Source organism: Idiomarina ramblicola, from assembly GCF_003987255.1.
In the GTDB taxonomy this organism is placed as follows: Bacteria; Pseudomonadota; Gammaproteobacteria; order Enterobacterales; family Alteromonadaceae; genus Idiomarina; species Idiomarina ramblicola.
In genome coordinates this window covers 200,471-218,204 of sequence record NZ_PIQC01000001.1, presented here as the reverse complement: position 1 = coordinate 218,204, position 17,734 = coordinate 200,471, and the positions used below count along the sequence as shown (strand labels likewise).

General features: G+C 45.7%; 15 protein-coding genes. 12 read left to right on the top strand and 3 right to left on the bottom strand.

Annotation, left to right across the window (positions count from 1 at the left end; genetic code table 11):
* Positions 1–60 precede the first annotated feature (60 nt).
* Together CWI78_RS01070 and ubiG are read right to left on the bottom strand one after the other, a co-directional pair.
* Positions 61–744 (bottom strand): HAD family hydrolase, encoded by a 684-nt coding sequence (locus CWI78_RS01070; RefSeq protein ID WP_126779411.1) that lies wholly within the window; start codon positions 742–744, stop codon positions 61–63.
* Positions 745–747: 3 nt separating this feature from the next.
* Complete coding sequence (ubiG, locus tag CWI78_RS01065; protein WP_126779409.1) at positions 748–1,476, bottom strand: bifunctional 2-polyprenyl-6-hydroxyphenol methylase/3-demethylubiquinol 3-O-methyltransferase UbiG; 729 nt, start codon at positions 1,474–1,476, stop codon at positions 748–750.
* 149 nt (positions 1,477–1,625) lie between these two features.
* Between ubiG and gyrA the strand changes: the two genes are divergently transcribed.
* From gyrA to CWI78_RS01010, 11 genes are all read left to right on the top strand, one after another.
* Positions 1,626–4,265: a DNA gyrase subunit A gene (gene gyrA / locus CWI78_RS01060; protein WP_126779407.1), complete on the top strand. Its 2,640-nt coding sequence runs from the start codon at positions 1,626–1,628 to the stop codon at positions 4,263–4,265.
* Positions 4,262–5,347: a 3-phosphoserine/phosphohydroxythreonine transaminase gene (gene serC, locus CWI78_RS01055; protein WP_126779405.1), complete on the top strand. Its 1,086-nt coding sequence runs from the start codon at positions 4,262–4,264 to the stop codon at positions 5,345–5,347. The genes gyrA and serC overlap by 4 nt, the downstream gene beginning before the upstream one ends.
* A 31-nt stretch (positions 5,348–5,378) precedes the next feature.
* On the top strand, positions 5,379–6,482 hold the full coding sequence (gene hisC, locus CWI78_RS01050; protein ID WP_126779403.1) for a histidinol-phosphate transaminase: 1,104 nt from the start codon (positions 5,379–5,381) through the stop codon (positions 6,480–6,482).
* Positions 6,475–7,764: a 3-phosphoshikimate 1-carboxyvinyltransferase gene (aroA, locus tag CWI78_RS01045; protein ID WP_126779401.1), complete on the top strand. Its 1,290-nt coding sequence runs from the start codon at positions 6,475–6,477 to the stop codon at positions 7,762–7,764. The genes hisC and aroA overlap by 8 nt, the downstream gene beginning before the upstream one ends.
* 97 nt (positions 7,765–7,861) lie before the next feature.
* On the top strand, positions 7,862–8,554 hold the full coding sequence (gene cmk, locus CWI78_RS01040) for a (d)CMP kinase (RefSeq protein ID WP_126779399.1): 693 nt from the start codon (positions 7,862–7,864) through the stop codon (positions 8,552–8,554).
* Between the two features lie 114 nt (positions 8,555–8,668).
* Entirely contained in the window at positions 8,669–10,351 is a 1,683-nt protein-coding gene (rpsA, locus tag CWI78_RS01035) for a 30S ribosomal protein S1 (RefSeq protein WP_126779397.1), read from the top strand.
* Positions 10,352–10,388: 37 nt separating this feature from the next.
* Complete coding sequence (ihfB, locus tag CWI78_RS01030; protein WP_126779395.1) at positions 10,389–10,670, top strand: integration host factor subunit beta; 282 nt, start codon at positions 10,389–10,391, stop codon at positions 10,668–10,670.
* 74 nt (positions 10,671–10,744) lie between these two features.
* Entirely contained in the window at positions 10,745–11,005 is a 261-nt protein-coding gene (locus tag CWI78_RS01025) for a lipopolysaccharide assembly protein LapA domain-containing protein (protein ID WP_126779393.1), read from the top strand.
* Positions 11,006–11,011: 6 nt separating this feature from the next.
* Positions 11,012–12,169 (top strand): lipopolysaccharide assembly protein LapB, encoded by a 1,158-nt coding sequence (lapB, locus tag CWI78_RS01020; RefSeq protein WP_126779391.1) that lies wholly within the window; start codon positions 11,012–11,014, stop codon positions 12,167–12,169.
* Positions 12,170–12,176: 7 nt separating this feature from the next.
* Entirely contained in the window at positions 12,177–12,872 is a 696-nt protein-coding gene (pyrF, locus tag CWI78_RS01015; RefSeq protein ID WP_208642026.1) for an orotidine-5'-phosphate decarboxylase, read from the top strand.
* Positions 12,873–12,979: 107 nt separating this feature from the next.
* Positions 12,980–13,300 (top strand): ComEA family DNA-binding protein, encoded by a 321-nt coding sequence (locus CWI78_RS01010; RefSeq protein ID WP_126779387.1) that lies wholly within the window; start codon positions 12,980–12,982, stop codon positions 13,298–13,300.
* An 82-nt stretch (positions 13,301–13,382) separates the two neighbouring features.
* Here the strand turns inward: CWI78_RS01010 and rne are convergent, their stop codons facing one another.
* Positions 13,383–16,331 carry a ribonuclease E gene (gene rne / locus CWI78_RS01005; RefSeq protein ID WP_244213045.1) on the bottom strand — a complete coding sequence of 983 codons (2,949 nt, stop codon included), beginning with the start codon at positions 16,329–16,331 and terminating at the stop codon, positions 13,383–13,385.
* 451 nt (positions 16,332–16,782) lie between these two features.
* Between rne and rluC the strand changes: the two genes are divergently transcribed.
* On the top strand, positions 16,783–17,730 hold the full coding sequence (rluC, locus tag CWI78_RS01000) for a 23S rRNA pseudouridine(955/2504/2580) synthase RluC (protein WP_126779385.1): 948 nt from the start codon (positions 16,783–16,785) through the stop codon (positions 17,728–17,730).
* Positions 17,731–17,734: the final 4 nt, after the last annotated feature.

The following is a 17,734-nucleotide window of genomic DNA, read 5'->3' as shown; positions in this document are numbered from 1 at the left end:
TGAGTTTGCGCGGAAAAGGTTGCTATATAATTTTTTTGTCTTTCAAATAAAGTTTATAGATCAAGAGTTATCGATGGCCAATAATTCCAGTAACGCTAAAGGCGATGCAATATGATAATCGGCTTGCCAACGTTGTGGCTGGTCTTCGTTACTAATATAACCGTATTCGGCAAGCACTGTTACCATTCCTGCATTTCGACCGGCTTCAATATCCCGTTCGGCGTCCCCGACATAAAGACAATCAGATGGCTCTATACCCAATTGTTCAGCGGCGTAAAAGAGAGGCTCAGGAGAGGGTTTTGAAACGCTTAGCGTATCACCACTAACGACAACTTTAATGGCTTCAAACTCAGGGAAGTGCGGCAGCAGTTGCTCTGTCAGTCGCTTTGGCTTATTGGTCACTATAGCAACCTTGATTGACTCTCGTTGTAACACCGAGAGTAACTCCAAAACCCCGGGGTAGGGCTGTGTATGAAGGGCTATGTTTTCTTTATAAGCACTAAGGAACGCATGTCGCAGCTCGGTTTCCATGTCAATATAGTCATCGGCAAACGCCAGTTGAAGTAAGCCTCTGGAACCATGAGACGCAACTGGTGTGAAAGTTTCTGCAGTGACAGCCGGGCGTTCATATTGCTCACAAACCGCATTTAGCGCGGCGCCTAAATCCGGAGCTGTATCAAGCAAAGTACCATCAAGATCGAACAGAACGGCTTTTACCGGAGAGCTTATATCGGGTGTGGTCATTGATTACTCCGGCTTTCTTAATGCGACTATGTAGTTTACATCGACATCGTTATCCGAAAGTATAAATCCCTTCAGGGGGTGGAAAATAAGACCGTTAATTGCCATATCTTCCAACGCTGCCTGATCGGTCATACGCAACAGCTCCGAAGGCTTGATGAAGCGTTGGTGTTGGTGAGTGCCTTTCGGCACCCAACCTAAGACATGTTCAGCGGCGGCGATTCCCAGCAGCCAGGACTTAACGTTACGGTTTAGCGTAGAGAAAAAGACCAACCCGCCCGGTTTGACCGCTTTAGCGCAGGCTTGAACGATAGCATTGGGGTCAGGCACGTGTTCCAGCATCTCCAGACAAGTAACCACATCGAAGTTTGCAGGCTGCTGTTCCGCCAGAGTCTCGACAGCTATGCATTGATAATCAATTTGGCGGCCACTTTCTAACGCGTGTAAACGGGCAACCTTTAATGACTGCTCTGCTAAATCAATACCGGTGACCTCGGCACCTCGTTCTGCCATGGCCTCACTGAGTAAGCCGCCACCACAGCCGACATCCAGTACCTTCTTGCCAAATAGCCCTTCGGTATGGTTTTCAATAAATCCCAACCGGACGGGATTGATTTTATGCAAAGGTTTAAACTCACCATCGGGATCCCACCAGCGTGAGGCAAGAGCTGAAAACTTAGCGATCTCTTCGGGATCGACGTTTTTTTGTTCACTTTTAGAGCGACTGGTGGTCATAGATTATGCGTCTTTAAGAGATGGATAACGCGGCTAGTCTACCTCAGGCAAAGAATAAGAAAAAGAGGGTGCGAGACTCGTTTGGGATGGGTACAATGATTGGATCAAAATAACAATGAATATGCGGATCTATATTTAGGGAATAAACTATGAGCGATCTAGCCAGAGAAGTGTCACCGGTAAATATTGAAGACGAGCTAAAGAGTTCGTACCTCGATTATGCCATGAGCGTCATTGTTGGGCGTGCTTTACCCGACGTCCGTGATGGCCTGAAGCCAGTGCACAGACGTGTCTTATTCGCAATGAACGAATTGCGTAACGACTTTAATAAACCTTATAAAAAATCAGCCCGTGTCGTTGGTGACGTTATTGGTAAATATCACCCTCATGGCGATAGCGCGGTTTATGACACGATTGTTCGTATGGCGCAGGACTTCTCATTGCGTTATATGCTGGTCGACGGTCAGGGTAACTTCGGTTCAGTAGACGGAGACTCAGCCGCTGCGATGCGTTATACCGAAATTCGCATGGCAAAAATTGCTCACCAGTTGCTCGCTGACCTTGACAAAGAAACGGTCGATTTTGTTGACAACTACGATGGCACGGAACGCATTCCTGATGTATTGCCTACCCGGGTACCGAACCTCTTAGTGAATGGTTCATCAGGTATCGCTGTGGGTATGGCAACGAACATCCCGCCACATAACCTGAAAGAGGTTATTGATGGCTCGCTTGCGATGATAGATAACCCGGATATTGATGTTGAAGGGTTAATGGAATATATCCCAGGACCAGACTTCCCGACGGCGGCAACAATTTCTGGTCGCAGCGGTATCGTTGAAGCTTATAAAACCGGCCGTGGCCGTATTCATTTGCGCGCTCAGGCGGAAGTCGAAGTTGACGAAAAAACCGGTAAAGAAACCATCATTGTGACGGAAATTCCGTACCAGGTGAATAAAGCTCGTTTGATTGAGAAAATAGCCGAGCTGGTTAAAGAAAAGCGCGTTGAAGGTATTAGCGCTTTACGTGATGAATCTGATAAAGACGGCATGCGTATTGTTATTGAGATACGCCGCGGTGATGTCGGAGAGGTTGTTCTTAATCATTTATATGCCAATACACAGCTACAAGTTGTATTTGGTATCAATATGGTGGCTTTGGATAAAAATCAGCCACGGCTGTTTAACCTGCGTGACATGCTGGATTGCTTTATCCGTCACCGTCGTGAAGTGGTTACGCGCCGCTCAGTCTATGAGTTGCGTAAAGCACGTGAGCGTGCACATATCTTAGAAGGTCTGGCCATATCACTGGCGAATATTGATGAAATTATTGAATTGATCCGTCGCTCGCCAACGCCGGCTGAAGCTAAGGCTGGACTAATTGCCCGCGCATGGCAGTTGGGTGACGTTGCGTCTATGCTGGAAACCGCTGGTGTCGACGCCGCTCGTCCTGATCATTTGCCGGAAGAATATGGCATTAAAGGCGATAATTACCACCTGACTGAAGAGCAAGCTCAGGCAATTCTTGATTTGCGCCTGCACAAATTGACCGGCTTAGAACACGAAAAAATTCTGGATGAATACAAAGGCCTGTTAGAACAAATAGCTGAACTGCTGCATATTTTGAACAGTTCAGAGCGCTTGATGGAAGTGATTCGTGAAGAGCTGGTTGAAGTACGTAACAACTTTGGCGATGAGCGTAAAACGGATATTACGGCTGCTGCACACGACATCAGCATGGAAGATTTAATCAACGAAGAAGATGTCGTACTGACGCTCTCTCACGAAGGTTATGTGAAGTACCAACCTTTAACGGAGTACGAAGCTCAGCGTCGCGGTGGTAAAGGTAAAGCTGCGACTAAAATGAAAGACGAAGACTTTATTGAGCGACTGTGGGTAGCGAATACGCATGACACCATTCTGTGTTTCTCAACTCGTGGTCGTATTTACTGGATGAAAGTCTACCAGTTGCCGTTGGCTAGCAGAGCATCGCGCGGTAAACCAATCGTGAACTTATTACCGCTTGAAGCTGATGAGCGTATCACCGCTATTCTACCGACACGGGACTATCCTGAGGATAAGTTCGTTGTTATGGCAACGCGCAAAGGGACTATCAAGAAAACGCCATTACCAGAGTACTCACGTCCTCGTAACGGTGGCATCATTGCACTGAACCTGGTTGATGACGACGAGCTGATAGGCGTTGATATTACCGACGGTAAGGGCGAAATCATGTTGTTCTCTGACGCAGGCAAAGTCGTCCGCTTTGCGGAAGAGCAAGTGCGCTCAATGGGCCGTACAGCTACCGGTGTTCGCGGTATTCGTCTGGAAGAAGGGCAACGCGTTGTCTCGCTGATTGTTCCTCGTGAATACGAAGACGAAGAAGCCAACGTATTGACTGTGACTGAAAACGGTTACGGCAAACGTACACCGTTAAGTGAATACCCGGCTAAGAGCCGTGCCACCAAAGGCGTTGTCTCTATTAAAGTTAGCGAGCGGAATGGCTCAGTTGTCGGCGCCATGGAAGTGATTGATGGCAATGAAATCATGCTGATCAGTAATAAAGGCACCCTGGTCAGAACCCGCGTTAATGAGGTTTCAACCGTAGGTCGTAATACTCAGGGTGTACGCTTAATTCGTACCGCTGATGACGAAAAAGTGGTTGGCTTACAGAAAATTGATGAAATTGATGATGAAGAAGCGTTAATTGACGGAGAAATTGTCACGGAAGAAGGTGAGGTTTCCTCGGAAGAAAGCGCTGAAAATCAAGAGGGTTCCGACGAGTCATGAGTCAGTTGTTTAACTTTTCTGCCGGACCGGCCATGCTGCCGGTCGATGTTTTAAAGCAAGCTCAGGAAGAGTTATTGAATTGGAACGGACAGGGTGTGTCGGTGATGGAAATTTCACACCGCGACCCAGCTTATGTTCATATGGCACGAGAAGCTGAGCAAGATCTCCGCGACTTGCTCGATGTTCCTGATGACTATGAAGTGCTTTTTTTGCAAGGTGGAGGTCGCGGGCAGTTTTCTGCGGTTCCACAGAATATCGCGTCACCGGATGCCACCGTAGATTACCTGGATACAGGAATATGGTCTGGTTTTGCTATCCGTGAAGCCGAAAAGTTCGTTTCCAGAGTGAATATTGCCGGGCAAGTTCAGGAAGGCGCTAGAGGCAAGGAAATTCAGTCGCCAAAAGACTGGAAACTGTCTGAAAACGCTGCTTATTTTCATTACTGTCCTAATGAGACGGTCGATGGTATTGCGTTACATGAAATCCCTGACGTTAAAGCCCCCATTGTGGCTGATATGTCATCGAATATTCTCTCTGAACCTCTGAATGTCTCAAAATTTGGGGTGATATACGCCGGCGCTCAGAAGAATATAGGCCCTTCAGGTTTTGCTATTGCTATCGTCAATAAAAAGCTTTTGGGTCAACCGCAGAAGCAAGTGTCATCCATTATGGATTACCAACTCCAGTCTAAAGACGGGTCTATGTACAACACGCCCAACACCTTTGCCTGGTACCTTGCAGGGTTGGTTTTCAAGTGGCTAAAAGCTCAGGGCGGATTAGCGGCTATGGGCGAACGCAACCATCGTAAAACCCAACTTATCTATGACTTTGTTGATGCTTCAGATTTTTACAGAAATAACATTAATCCTGCTTACCGTTCGATTATGAATGTGCCTTTCCAGTTAGCCGATGACAAACTCGATGCCGATTTTTTAGCCGGTGCTAAAAAGGAAGGTTTATTAGGGTTAAAAGGGCATCGCTTTGTTGGTGGCATGAGAGCCAGTATTTATAACGCAATGCCGGTGGAAGGTGTAGAAGCATTGCTAAGTTATATGGCTGATTTTGAGCGTAAGCTTGGCTAAATAAATAGAATAAAAAAGGTAGTGAATCGCTATGGCAGAATTTAACGCATTAGAACTGGTTAATCCCGGAGTTAAAAAATTACGTCCGTATCAGGCGGGTAAACCTACGTCCGAATTGCAGCGTGAGTTAGGTTTGCAGCACGTGGTTAAGCTGGCTTCAAATGAAAACCCTCTGGGCTTGAGTGAAAAAGTCAAAACGGCTCTGGAAGCTGAGTTAACAGACTTAGTGCGTTATCCCGATGCTAACGGTTATTACCTTAAAAGTCGTCTGGCGGAACTCAACGAGGTCGGTACGCAACAAATTACTCTGGGTAACGGCTCTAACGATGTTTTAGAAATTTTAGCTCGTACCTTTGTGTCAGATAAAGACGAAGTGATTTTCTCTCAGCATGCGTTTGTGGTGTATCCGCTGGTTACCCAGGCGATAGGCGCAAAACCCGTTGCCGTTCCGGCGGTAGATTATGGACATGACCTTGATGGCATGGCTAAAGCCGTTACCGATAAAACCAAGATGATTTTTATTGCTAACCCGAATAATCCAACGGGTACATTTTTATCTACTTCTGCACTGAAAGGCTTTTTGGATAAAATACCGCAGAATATCATTGTGGTTCTGGATGAAGCCTATTACGAGTATGTTCCTGAAGAAGAAAGGGCACCATCGGTTGACTGGATAAAGAGTTACCCTAACTTGGTGGTGAGCCGAACTTTTTCTAAGGCCTACGGTTTAGCCGGTTTGCGCGCAGGTTACGCAGTAAGCCACGAAAGCGTAGCCGATGTTCTTAACCGTATCCGTCAGCCATTCAACATGAACTCGCTGTCACTTAAAGCTGCTGAGGTCGTACTGGATGATCACGCCTATTTGCAAAAGGCCGTTGAGCTAAACGCCCAGGGCATGAAGCAGTTAACTGAGTTTTGCGAAGAATTAGGACTTAATTACATTCCTTCTTACGGTAACTTTTTAACCATAGAAGTCGGTCCTGATGCCGAGAAGCTCTATGACGAACTTCTGCATGAAGGCGTTATTGTACGTCCTGTTGGTGGCTATGAGTTGCCTAATCATTTACGTGTCAGCATTGGCCTGCCTGAAGAAAACCAGGCCTTTATTAAGGCAATGAAAAAGCTGCGTGGTTAATTCTATTCATTTAGAGCCGCGACAGCATTGTCGCGGCTCTGTCACTTTACCCGGCTCAAAAAGCATTGCTAACCGGGCACTGCTTATGGCCGCTTTATGCCAGACTCCCGTTACCTTACACAATTTACTGGTTAGTGATGACACCAGTCGTATGCGTGAAGCTTTGCTCGCTCTGGGTGTTAGCTTTAAAGACGATGAACTTACAACTCAGGTTGAAGGTTTTGGTGGTCATTGGCGTCAGGCTTCCTCTGAACTTTATTTAGGTAATGCTGGAACAGCGATGCGACCGCTTATTGCCGTGTTATCAGCGACGGCAAAAGAAGAGCAGGCACCTATTGTTCTGAAGGGCGATGCCCGAATGCATGAGCGCCCGGTTCAACACTTAGTTGATGCTTTGCAAATGCAGGGAGCGTCAATTGATTATCTGGGTGAACCTGGATTTCCTCCTTTATCGATTTCACAAGGTTTAGCCCCGGGCAAGTTTGAAATTGATGGCTCAGTGTCTAGTCAGTTTATTTCGGCGTTACTCATGGCGCTTCCTCTATTGCCTGGCAATTCAACCTTAACGCTAAAAGGCGAAGTGGTTTCCCGCCCTTATATTAATCTGACACTGCAAATGCTGGCGGACTTCGGCATTTTGGTAAAAGAGCTGTCTCCTCAATGCTATGCCATTGCAGGAAAACAAGTTTATCAGTCTCCGGGTGAGTACTGGGTGGAAGGCGATGCCAGTGCGGCCTCATACTGGATGGCAGCTGCGCTGTTAGGCAGAGGCCCGGTCGAGATAATTGGTATCGGTGAAAAATCGATACAGGGAGATAAGCGCTTTGCAGAGGTAATAGAGCAAATGGGAGCCTCTGTGGCTTACCAGAATAACAGCATAACAGTAAGCGGAACGGGAATAGTAAAAGGCATCGATCAAGACTTTAATGATATTCCTGATGCGGCAATGACGGTTGCTCCATTGGCGCTTTTTGCCGATAAACCGACAACCATACGCAATGTCGCTAATTGGCGTGTTAAAGAAACCGATCGCCTGTACGCTATGGCAACAGAATTGCGCAAACTGGGTGCGATAGTAGAAGAAGGGCGAGATTACCTCCGTGTAGAGCCTATTAAGAACTGGCAACACGCCTGTATTGATACATACGATGATCACCGCATGGCAATGTGCTTTTCACTTGCGGCGTTTTCACCTACCGGAGTCACTATCAATGATCCGGATTGCTGCGCCAAGACTTATCCCAACTATTTCTCCGAGTTTTCACGGCTCTGTCACAGTTAACTCATAGACTTGCTGACTTTGATTAATGCAATTTTTTTACAAATGCGTATAATTGCGCGGCTAAATGCTGCGTAATGCAGAGTAATTAGAGGATTTTATGGCAACTCATATTCCAGTCATTACAATTGACGGGCCGAGTGGGGCAGGAAAAGGAACGATAAGCCGACTATTGGCAGAAAAGCTTGGTTGGCATTTGCTGGACAGTGGCGCGATCTATCGCGTACTGGCATTAGCGGCTTTGCATCACGATTTTACGCCGGAAGATGAAGAGAGCCTGGTGGCTTTAGCTGCGCATTTGGATGTAAAGTTTGAAGCGGAAGAAGAACGCTCACTGACACATATTATTCTTGAGGGTGAGGACGTTACCATGACCATCCGAACTGAGCAGGTTGGTAATATGGCATCAAAAGTGGCGGCCTTGCCAAGAGTCAGAGAAGCTTTGCTTCGTCGGCAGCGTGGTTTTAAAGAACTTCCCGGCCTGGTAGCAGATGGACGTGACATGGGTACTGTTGTTTTCACTGATGCCGACGCAAAGATCTTTTTAACCGCATCTGCCGAAGAGCGTGCAAGACGACGCTTTGAGCAATTGAAGGGAAAAGGTTTTGATGCTAATATTGATCAATTAGTGAACGAAATAAAAGAACGAGATGATCGAGATACGAATCGCTCGGTGGCACCTCTCAAGCCAGCCGAGGATGCGTTATATCTAGATTCTACTAATACGCCGATAGAAGACGTATTGGAACACGTATTGACGTTTGCGCACAGCAAACTCTCAAAGACTAGCTAGGGTCATGTGACCTTAATTAGGCGTCTGTTGTAAGGAAGCAAACAGACTTTATTAATAACCCCGCTGTATACGGAAGTTCAGTGGACGTCTTATTTATAAGCGAAGTTAATTACTATGTCAGAAAATTTTGCAGAATTATTTGAAGAAAGCCTAAAGGAAGTTGAAACTCGCCCGGGCTCCATTGTTAAAGGTACTATCGTTGCTATCGAAAAAGATTTGATCTTAGTCGATGCCGGTCTTAAATCGGAAAGCGCGATTCCAGCAGAACAATTCCGTAATGCAGAAGGTGAATTAGAAGTCAGCGTCGGCGACGTAGTTGACGTAGCCCTTGATGCAGTTGAAGACGGCTTTGGTGAAACCATTCTGTCTCGCGAAAAAGCGAAGCGTTATGAAGCATGGCTGCAACTGGAAAAAGCACACGAAGACAATGCAACCGTTATCGGTATTATCTCTGGTAAGGTTAAGGGTGGCTTTACAGTAGACTTAGGCGGCGTTCGCGCGTTCTTGCCTGGTTCACTGGTTGATGTACGTCCAGTACGTGAAACAACGCACCTGGAAAACAAAGATTTAGAATTCAAAGTTATCAAGCTTGATCAAAAACGTAACAACGTTGTTGTTTCTCGCCGTGCTGTTATCGAGAAAGAAAACAGTGCAGAGCGTGAAGAGCTGCTTGAGAACTTGCAGGAAGGCCAAGAAGTCCAGGGTATCGTTAAGAACCTGACTGACTACGGCGCGTTCGTTGATTTAGGCGGCGTCGATGGCTTATTGCACATTACCGATATGGCTTGGAAACGCGTTAAGCACCCAAGTGAAATCGTAAACGTTGGCGATGAAATCACTGTTAAAGTATTGAAGTTTGACCGTGAACGCACTCGTGTATCTCTTGGTCTTAAGCAATTAGGCGAAGATCCATGGGCTGATATCGCAAACCGCTACCCAGAAGGGCATCGTTTAACTGGTCGTGTTACGAACTTGACTGATTACGGTTGCTTCGTCGAAATCGAAGAGGGTGTTGAAGGTCTGGTACACGTATCAGAAATGGACTGGACTAACAAAAACGTTCATCCTTCTAAAGTGGTTAACCTGGACGACACTGTTGAAGTTATGGTTCTGGAAATTGACGAAGAACGTCGTCGCATTTCATTAGGCCTGAAACAGTGTAAACCAAACCCATGGGAAGAGTTTGCCAAGAACCACAATAAAGGCGAGCAAGTTACTGGTAAGATCAAGTCAATCACTGACTTCGGTATCTTCATCGGTCTTGACGGTGGTATTGATGGTTTGGTTCACTTGTCAGACATTAGCTGGAACGCTACTGGCGAAGAAGCTGTTCGTGATTACAAAAAAGGTGAAGAAGTTACCGCTGTAGTCATGCAGGTTGATGCTGAACGTGAGCGTATTTCTCTGGGTATTAAGCAGCTTGAAGAAGACCCATTCAATAACTACCTGGCGGCCAATAAAAAAGGTGCTATTGTTACAGGTAAAGTTACTGAAGTAGACGCTAAAGGCGCTAAAGTTGAGTTAGCTGAAAGCGTTGAAGGCTATGTTCGTGCAGCAGACATCTCACGTGAGCGTGTTGAAGATGCAAGTACTGAACTGAGCGTTGGTGACTCTATTGAAGCTCGCTTCATGGGCGTTGACCGCAAAAACCGTACTCTTAGCCTGTCTATCCGTGCGAAAGACGAAGTTCAAGAGAAAGAAGCGGTTGAAAGCGTTAATAAGCAGCAAGATAGTGAATCAGGTCTTAACAGCGCAATGGCTGAAGCCTTTAAAGCTGCAAAAACTGACGACGAATAATTTACTGCACTTTCGCAGTTAATTAGAGGAGGTAATGATGACTAAATCAGAGCTGATTGAAAGGTTAACTTTGAAACACGAGTTACCTCCTAAGCAGGTTGAAGCTTCTGTAAAAGAGGTACTCGAACAGATGGTGCAATCCTTATCACAAGGCAAGCGCGTTGAAATTCGGGGTTTTGGGAGCTTCTCTCTGCATTATCGGGCTCCTCGTGTTGGTCGTAACCCTAAAACAGGTGATCCTGTTGAATTGGACGGGAAATATGTACCGCATTTTAAGGCGGGCAAAGAGCTTCGCGAGAGGGTCAATATATTAAGTTAGTTTTTACGCTCGATTGATAAAAACGGCATGCTATACTGGCATGCCGTTTTTTTATAACTAACAGGTAAGCAATTATGCTTAAAAAGCTGCTTATTCTCATCCCTGTACTAATTATATTCCTTTTAGCAATGGCTTTTGGTGCGCAGAATCCGCAAACAGTCGTTGTTAATCTTCTGGTTCTGCAAACAGAAATGGCCGTTGCGTCATTGCTTGCTATCTTTTTTGGTAGTGGTTTTGTTGTCGGTATTTTATTACTTTGTTTATCGAGTTTGTCCTGGCGCTATCGGTATAATCGTTTGTTAAAGCGCGTGAATAAATTGGATAAGGAGAGTTAACAGCTCATGTTAGAGCTTCTCTTTTTGCTTTTACCTATTGCCGCTGCCTATGGTTGGTTCATGGGTCGTAATAGTGTTCGTACGGAAGAAAGAAAAGAGCAGAAGAGGTTTTCTAAACAATACGCTACCGGCATCAATCTTTTGCTGTCTGATCAACCGGACAAAGCGGTCGATTTGTTCGTAGAGCTATTAGATGTCGATAGCGAAACAATCGAAACGCATTGGACCTTAGGAAAGCTATTTCGCCGTAGGGGCGAAGTTGACCGTGCAATAAAAATTCATAAAAATCTGACATCACTTCCCAATTTGACAGAGCATGACCGATTAACGGCAATGTACGAGTTAGGTAAAGATTACCTCTCAGCCGGAATTTATGATCGCGCTGAGCAAATGTTTGCAGGCTTGCAAAGTTATAAATTGTTTCGAGAAAAAAGCCAAAAGCATCTTCTTGAATTGTACGAGTCTACACATGAATGGGATAAGGCGATAAAAATAGCCCTACGGCTAGCAAAGCAAGACAGTGATGCTCGGATTGTTCTGGCACAGCTTTATTGTGAGTTGGCTGAGCTGGACGACAATATATCGAGTAAAATAAAACACTATAACAAAGCACTTAAACACGACGATAACTGTGTTCGAGCCGTACTTTCCCTGGGTAAAATTCACATGAAAGAAGGGCAATATGTTGAGTCTATAAATTATCTAACTCGAGTGTTTGAGCAAGATAAATCATACGTTTGTGAAACCATACCTCTACTACAAGAAGCATTCGAAAAGACGTCCGACACACACAGTTTTATTGAGTTTCTGCACAACTGTGTTGAACAGAATGCGGGAATTACCGCAGCGATTACGCTTTCGGAAAAAATTTGTGAATCGCAAAGTATTGAAGATGCTGAACACTTTATGACACAAGTGTTGGAGCAACACCCGACTATGCGTGGCTTCCATCATTTAATGGGGTTGCATATTCGGGCTGCTGATGTTGGAAGTGCACGCGACAGCCTGCGGAGACTGCAAAAAATGGTTCACGAGCACATAGTACAGCGGCCAAATTATAAATGCCGCCACTGTGGTTTCTCCGGGCATACTTTGTATTGGCGTTGTCCGTCCTGTAAAAGCTGGGCAACAACAAAACCTATTTTTGGATTAGATGGTGAATAACAACATGATGGTATTACCGAAAGTTTATGTTGCTCTGGACTGCCAGACACAGGAAGAAGCGGACAATTTAGTCAGCAAATTACCTGCCGGAAAAGTAGGGCTGAAAGTAGGCAAGGAGTTGTTTACCGCGATTGGGCCAGACTGGGTAAAAAAGCAAGTTGCTCAAGGGTTTTCAGTCTTTCTGGATTTAAAATTTCATGATATCCCAAACACTGTGGCCAAGGCGGTAACTTCTGCCGCTAAGATGGGCGTTGATATTGTCAATGTGCACGCCAGTGGTGGTACCGAAATGATGAGCGCTGCAAAGGACGCACTGAAGCCGTTTGAAAAACCTCCTTTGCTGATAGCAGTGACTGTGCTCACCAGTATGAGTGATGCTGATCTTGCTGAAGTGGGTATTCAACTAACGGCAGAACAGCAGGTGCTTAAGTTAGCCAAGTTAGCGCATCAGTCTGGCTTAGATGGTGTTGTTTGCTCTGCTCAGGAGGCTAAAATGCTTAAAAGCAGTATAGGCACTTCGTTTAAACTTGTGACTCCTGGTATTAGACCGGCTAACAGCGCAGCGGGTGATCAAAAGCGGGTTATGACACCAGCAGAAGCAATAGAGGCCGGAGTGGATTATATGGTTATTGGTCGCCCCATTACGCAGGCAGGTGATCCCACTGCCGCTATTACCGAGATACTAAGCTCCATAGGAGAATAACTCACTTATAGCTCTGTCATCTCGTAACTTTCTAATAGGGTAAGAAACTTCAGCTATAGTACCCCTACTGCAGTGACGCAGTGATTTTTCAATAGGGAATAGAGACTATGAAGCTAAAATTAATACCCATACTTGTTGCCTCATCGCTGTTCTTAGCAGCAGGGGCACAAGCCTCTCCGTTATCCGCTCTACCAAACTTATCGCCGACAGCACAAACTGCAGACGTTAAAACAGTCAATATCAATACCGGCTCAGCACACGAAATATCAGCTGTACTGGTTGGTGTTGGTGTGAAGCGCGCAGAGCAGATTATTAAATTAAGAGAGCAACTGGGTGGTTTTACTGAAGTAGAGCAACTACTTGATGTAAAAGGTATTGGTGCTAAAACTTTAGAAAAAAACCGAGCTTTCATTACGATTAAACCGTAAAGCCAAACTCCAGAGATAAAAAGGCCGGTAATCTTCTGACTACCGGCCTTTTAATTTATATTCAAATTGAGCTTAATTAAGTTTAGTCACATTTTGCCATTTCAGCGTAAGAGCTTGACCTAGCCTGAGAAATGCTCGCGATACGACTGTCTTTAACAATTTTTGGACGATTCTCTGCGGATGCTACTGGTAAAGCTTTAAACGCTTCTTTGCGCTCTTCCGCTGTTGCCTTTGTCATTGCAGAAAATGATGAACCACTCAATGACCGGTTGGGTATAACCGCTTCGGTTTTCATTTGCTTACGTTTTTGTCCGGCTGCCCGTTGGTGGCGAGGTGAGCGGCGAGAGCGATCTCTGCCTTTCTTCTCTTCAACCTTAGGCTCGGACTTTTCTTCAATTGCTTCATCTGCCTCAGCTGACTTAGGTGCTTCGTCAGTTGCAGCGTCATTGCTATTTTCTTCTTCCTCTGACTCAGATACCGGCTCTTCGGTCTTTGTCACTGGCGCGTCTGTGCTGTCATCAGAAGCGACCTCAGGTGTGGCTGCCGGTTCGCTAGTGTCCGACCCTTCTCCAGCACTCGATGATGCTTCAGTATCAGTTTGTTGAGTTGCCTGAGCGTCCGTTTGAGCTAGCTTTTCAGTACTCTCGTCAACATTCTTCTCTACACTTTCTTCTACCGGAGTTGTAGCTTGCGTCTGATTTTGTACCAACTCAGCGGCTGCCTGCATACGCGGATCCAGCACCTTATCAGAAATGGCTTTGCTCTCGCTCTTGCCGGAACCTGATTGTTGTGTTGGTTTCTCTTTAGCCTGACTTGGCTTCTGAGTGTTTGCATCATCGGTAGAGGCATCAACAGGCTTTTGAGCTTGCTGTTTTGGTTCATTAGCTTTTACTGAATCACCCGTTGCTGAAACACGAACAGATTTTTCAATTGGCTTGCGCTGACGGCGTGGTTTGTCCTGAACAGCTTTAGTCTCTTTGGGCTTTTCTGCTTCAGCTGGACTATCGACTTGCTCACTCTTAGTCGCTTCTGGTTTTGGTTGCTGATTATTTTTATTACTGCGACCACGACGTCTGCGGTCGTTTCGGTTGCGACTGTTGCGGTTACCTGCATCATCGCGGGACTCCGCCGACTTTTCTTCTGTAGTAGTAGCACCAGAGTGATTCTCTTTACCTGCTTCTTTGTCCTTACCTGTTGATTGGTTGCGACCACGTTGCTGACGATTTCCAGAGCGACGATTACGACCGCGACGTTGCTGGTTCCTCTGACTTTGAGCCTTGCGCTCTTTCTCTTTATCAGCTTCAACCTGCTTTTGCTCATCATCAGAGCCAAACAAGCCGGAGAACCAAGTCTTTAAACGACTTAAAAGCGAAGCCTGAGTTGCTTTCTTCTCTGCAACTTTAGGGGCCGGTGCTGGTGTAGGTGCTGCACTCGGTGCCTGCAGGCCTTTAAGTGCCGGCTCTTCAAACTTTGCCTTATCCTGAGTCAAAGTAATAGAAACAGTAGATTCAGTCTGTTCCGGCTTCTGTACTAATTCAAAACTTGCTGATTCAGGGACTTCATCATCACGAATACGCAGCACTTCAAAGTGAGGTGTTTCAAGGTGATGGTTCGGAATAATAACGATTTTGACGTTATGACGTTTTTCGATGTGATTAACGGACTGACGTTTTTCGTTTAGCAAGTATGTTGCTACATCAACCGGAACCTGAGAGTGCACCTGAATGGTGTTATCTTTTATGGCCTCTTCTTCAATCAAACGTAAGATTGAAAGCGCTAAAGAGTCGCTTGAACGTATGGTTCCCTGGCCGTTACAACGTGGGCAAACATTGTTTGCCGATTCACCCAATGAAGGGCGTAAACGCTGACGTGACATCTCCATCAAACCAAAACGTGAGATGCGGGCTACCTGAATTCGGGCTCTGTCCTGAGATAAGCTGTCACGCAAACGGTTTTCTACATCACGCTGATGACGAGAAGGCGTCATATCAATGAAGTCGATGACAACTAATCCACCAACATCGCGGAGACGTAACTGACGCGCAATTTCTTCTGCTGCTTCCAGGTTAGTCTGTAAGGCGGTTTCTTCAATGTCACCACCTTTAGTCGCACGCGACGAGTTAATGTCGATGGACGTTAAGGCTTCAGTTGGGTCGATTACAATTGAACCACCAGAGGGAAGACGAACCTCACGCTGAAAAGCAGATTCAATTTGGCTTTCAATCTGGTAGTGGCTGAATAGTGGAACATCGCCTTCATATTGCTTAACGCGTTGCAAAAAGTCTGGACGAATAAGTTGTATATGACTGCGAACTTGTTCATAAACTTTCGGGCTGTCTATTAAGACTTCACCGATATCGCGGCGTAAGTAATCACGTAAGGCCCGGAAAATAACATTGCTTTCCTGATGTATAAGGAAAGGGGCAGGGCGCTCATCGGCAGCTTTACTAATAGCTTCCCAGTGGTTAAGTAAGACGTTTAAATCCCACTCCAGCTCTTCTTTCGACTTGCCGACGCCGGCTGTACGAACAATAAGGCCCATTTCTTTAGGAACGTTTAGTTCAGACAGTGCTTCTTTAAGAGCTGAACGTTCATCTCCCTCTATACGGCGTGAGATACCACCGGCACGAGGGTTGTTTGGCATTAACACTAAGTAACTGCCAGCCAAAGAAATAAACGTGGTTAAGGCAGCGCCTTTTTGACCACGTTCTTCTTTATCTATTTGAACGATAACTTCCTGGCCTTCTTTAACCACATCTTTGATGTTGGGACGGCCCTGGAAGGTATAGCCTTGTGGGAAATAGGTTTTTGCAATTTCTTTAAGAGGAAGGAAGCCGTGGCGGTCAGCGCCGTAGTCAACGAAAGCGGCTTCAAGGCTAGGCTCAATACGAGTAATTTTGCCTTTATAGATGTTGGCTTTCTTTTGTTCGTGACCAGGGCTTTCAATATCTAAATCGTAAAGGCGCTGGCCGTCAACCAGCGCTACACGCAATTCTTCTAATTGCGTGGCATTTATTAGCATTCTTTTCATTACTGTGACTCAATTCTTTGGGCCACAATATGACACGCCCCTATGGCGATCGTGCAATTATCGAATTCGTCTGTCGCTGCAGGTCCTTTGGGACCTGCGTTACCCGTCATCTACAACGTGTAACTAAAATGAGTTTGACTGTGCCGATAACACCAACTGTTCGGTGTCATATTGTCGCTAAATTTTACGTCTGCAATCGATTATTAAACAAAGCGTATTCTATGTGCTGTGTTCTTCTCCGTGCCATCAACATCTCGGGCAAGTCTCTTTTAAACTTTAAAACCGTATGCTGATGTGGATAATGCGTCGCTCTGTTACTTCGACTGCGCGAAATATATTCTTCGTCTGCCATCTTCGATGGACTTTGACACTTAATTATTTCATGAAAACCACTGAAAATACAAGCAACAATTTCGCTGTTGAATCTCGTAGATGATGGTAAAATAGCGGTATGAAAACAATTCAACAAGAAGTGCGCTGGCACACCGTCTCTACAGAGGAGTCAGGGCAGCGAATAGATAACTTTCTCATTGCGCAATTACGCGGTGTACCTAAGTCTTTGGTGTACCGAATTGTTCGCAAAGGCGAAGTGCGCGCCAATAAAAAGCGAATAAAACCGGATTATAAGCTAAAGGAAGGCGATCTTATTCGTATTCCACCGGTTAAAGTCAGCGAACGGCCGGAATTACCTTCAGCTAATCTTGAGCAGGTTGCTGCGCTGGAACACGCCATAGTTTATGAAGATGACGCACTGATTTTAATTAACAAGCCTTCAGGTGTTGCGGTACATGGTGGCTCGGGTCTGCAGTTTGGACTTATTGAGGGATTACGAGCTCTGCGACCAAAGGAAAAGAGTCTAGAACTGGTTCATCGCCTGGATCGTGATACCAGCGGGTTATTACTTGTGGCTAAAAAGCGTTCTGTATTACGAAGCTTGCACGAGCAACTGCGCAATAAAGAAATGAACAAACAATACTTGGCGCTGGTTCGGGGGCAATGGCAAAAACGGGTTCGCAGTGTTGAGGCGCCATTAAAAAAGAATACGTTAAAGTCCGGCGAGAGAATTGTACGTGTCGATGCTGAGGGAAAAGCCTCTTTAACACGATTCAGAATTCAACAGCGGTATAAGGAAGGGACATTAGTTGAAGCTTCTCCTGTGACCGGGCGAACACATCAGATTCGGGTACATGCTCTGCACGCCGGTCATCCTATTGCAAAAGATCCTAAATACGGCGATACAGACTTTGATCATGCTATGGCAGAAACTGGCTTAAACCGACTGTTTCTGCACGCATGGAAGCTGCGATTTTTGCATCCGATTACGGAAAAAGATGTTGCTTTTGAAGCGCCTCTTGATGACAACTTACAGCAAACATTAAAGCAATTAACTCCCCAATAATATG

What these genes read in the sequence shown, in the direction of transcription:
- rluC (WP_126779385.1), top strand. Translation starts at nt 16,783, where the DNA reads ATGAAAACAATTCAACAAGAAGTGCGCTGGCACACCGTCTCTACAGAG.
- serC (WP_126779405.1), top strand. Translation starts at nt 4,262, where the DNA reads ATGAGTCAGTTGTTTAACTTTTCTGCCGGACCGGCCATGCTGCCGGTC.
- CWI78_RS01070 (WP_126779411.1), bottom strand. Translation starts at nt 744, where the DNA reads ATGACCACACCCGATATAAGCTCTCCGGTAAAAGCCGTTCTGTTCGAT.
- hisC (WP_126779403.1), top strand. Translation starts at nt 5,379, where the DNA reads ATGGCAGAATTTAACGCATTAGAACTGGTTAATCCCGGAGTTAAAAAA.
- rne (WP_244213045.1), bottom strand. Translation starts at nt 16,331, where the DNA reads ATGAAAAGAATGCTAATAAATGCCACGCAATTAGAAGAATTGCGTGTA.
- pyrF (WP_208642026.1), top strand. Translation starts at nt 12,177, where the DNA reads ATGGTATTACCGAAAGTTTATGTTGCTCTGGACTGCCAGACACAGGAA.
- ihfB (WP_126779395.1), top strand. Translation starts at nt 10,389, where the DNA reads ATGACTAAATCAGAGCTGATTGAAAGGTTAACTTTGAAACACGAGTTA.
- cmk (WP_126779399.1), top strand. Translation starts at nt 7,862, where the DNA reads ATGGCAACTCATATTCCAGTCATTACAATTGACGGGCCGAGTGGGGCA.
- lapB (WP_126779391.1), top strand. Translation starts at nt 11,012, where the DNA reads ATGTTAGAGCTTCTCTTTTTGCTTTTACCTATTGCCGCTGCCTATGGT.
- CWI78_RS01025 (WP_126779393.1), top strand. Translation starts at nt 10,745, where the DNA reads ATGCTTAAAAAGCTGCTTATTCTCATCCCTGTACTAATTATATTCCTT.
- ubiG (WP_126779409.1), bottom strand. Translation starts at nt 1,476, where the DNA reads ATGACCACCAGTCGCTCTAAAAGTGAACAAAAAAACGTCGATCCCGAA.
- CWI78_RS01010 (WP_126779387.1), top strand. Translation starts at nt 12,980, where the DNA reads ATGAAGCTAAAATTAATACCCATACTTGTTGCCTCATCGCTGTTCTTA.
- rpsA (WP_126779397.1), top strand. Translation starts at nt 8,669, where the DNA reads ATGTCAGAAAATTTTGCAGAATTATTTGAAGAAAGCCTAAAGGAAGTT.
- gyrA (WP_126779407.1), top strand. Translation starts at nt 1,626, where the DNA reads ATGAGCGATCTAGCCAGAGAAGTGTCACCGGTAAATATTGAAGACGAG.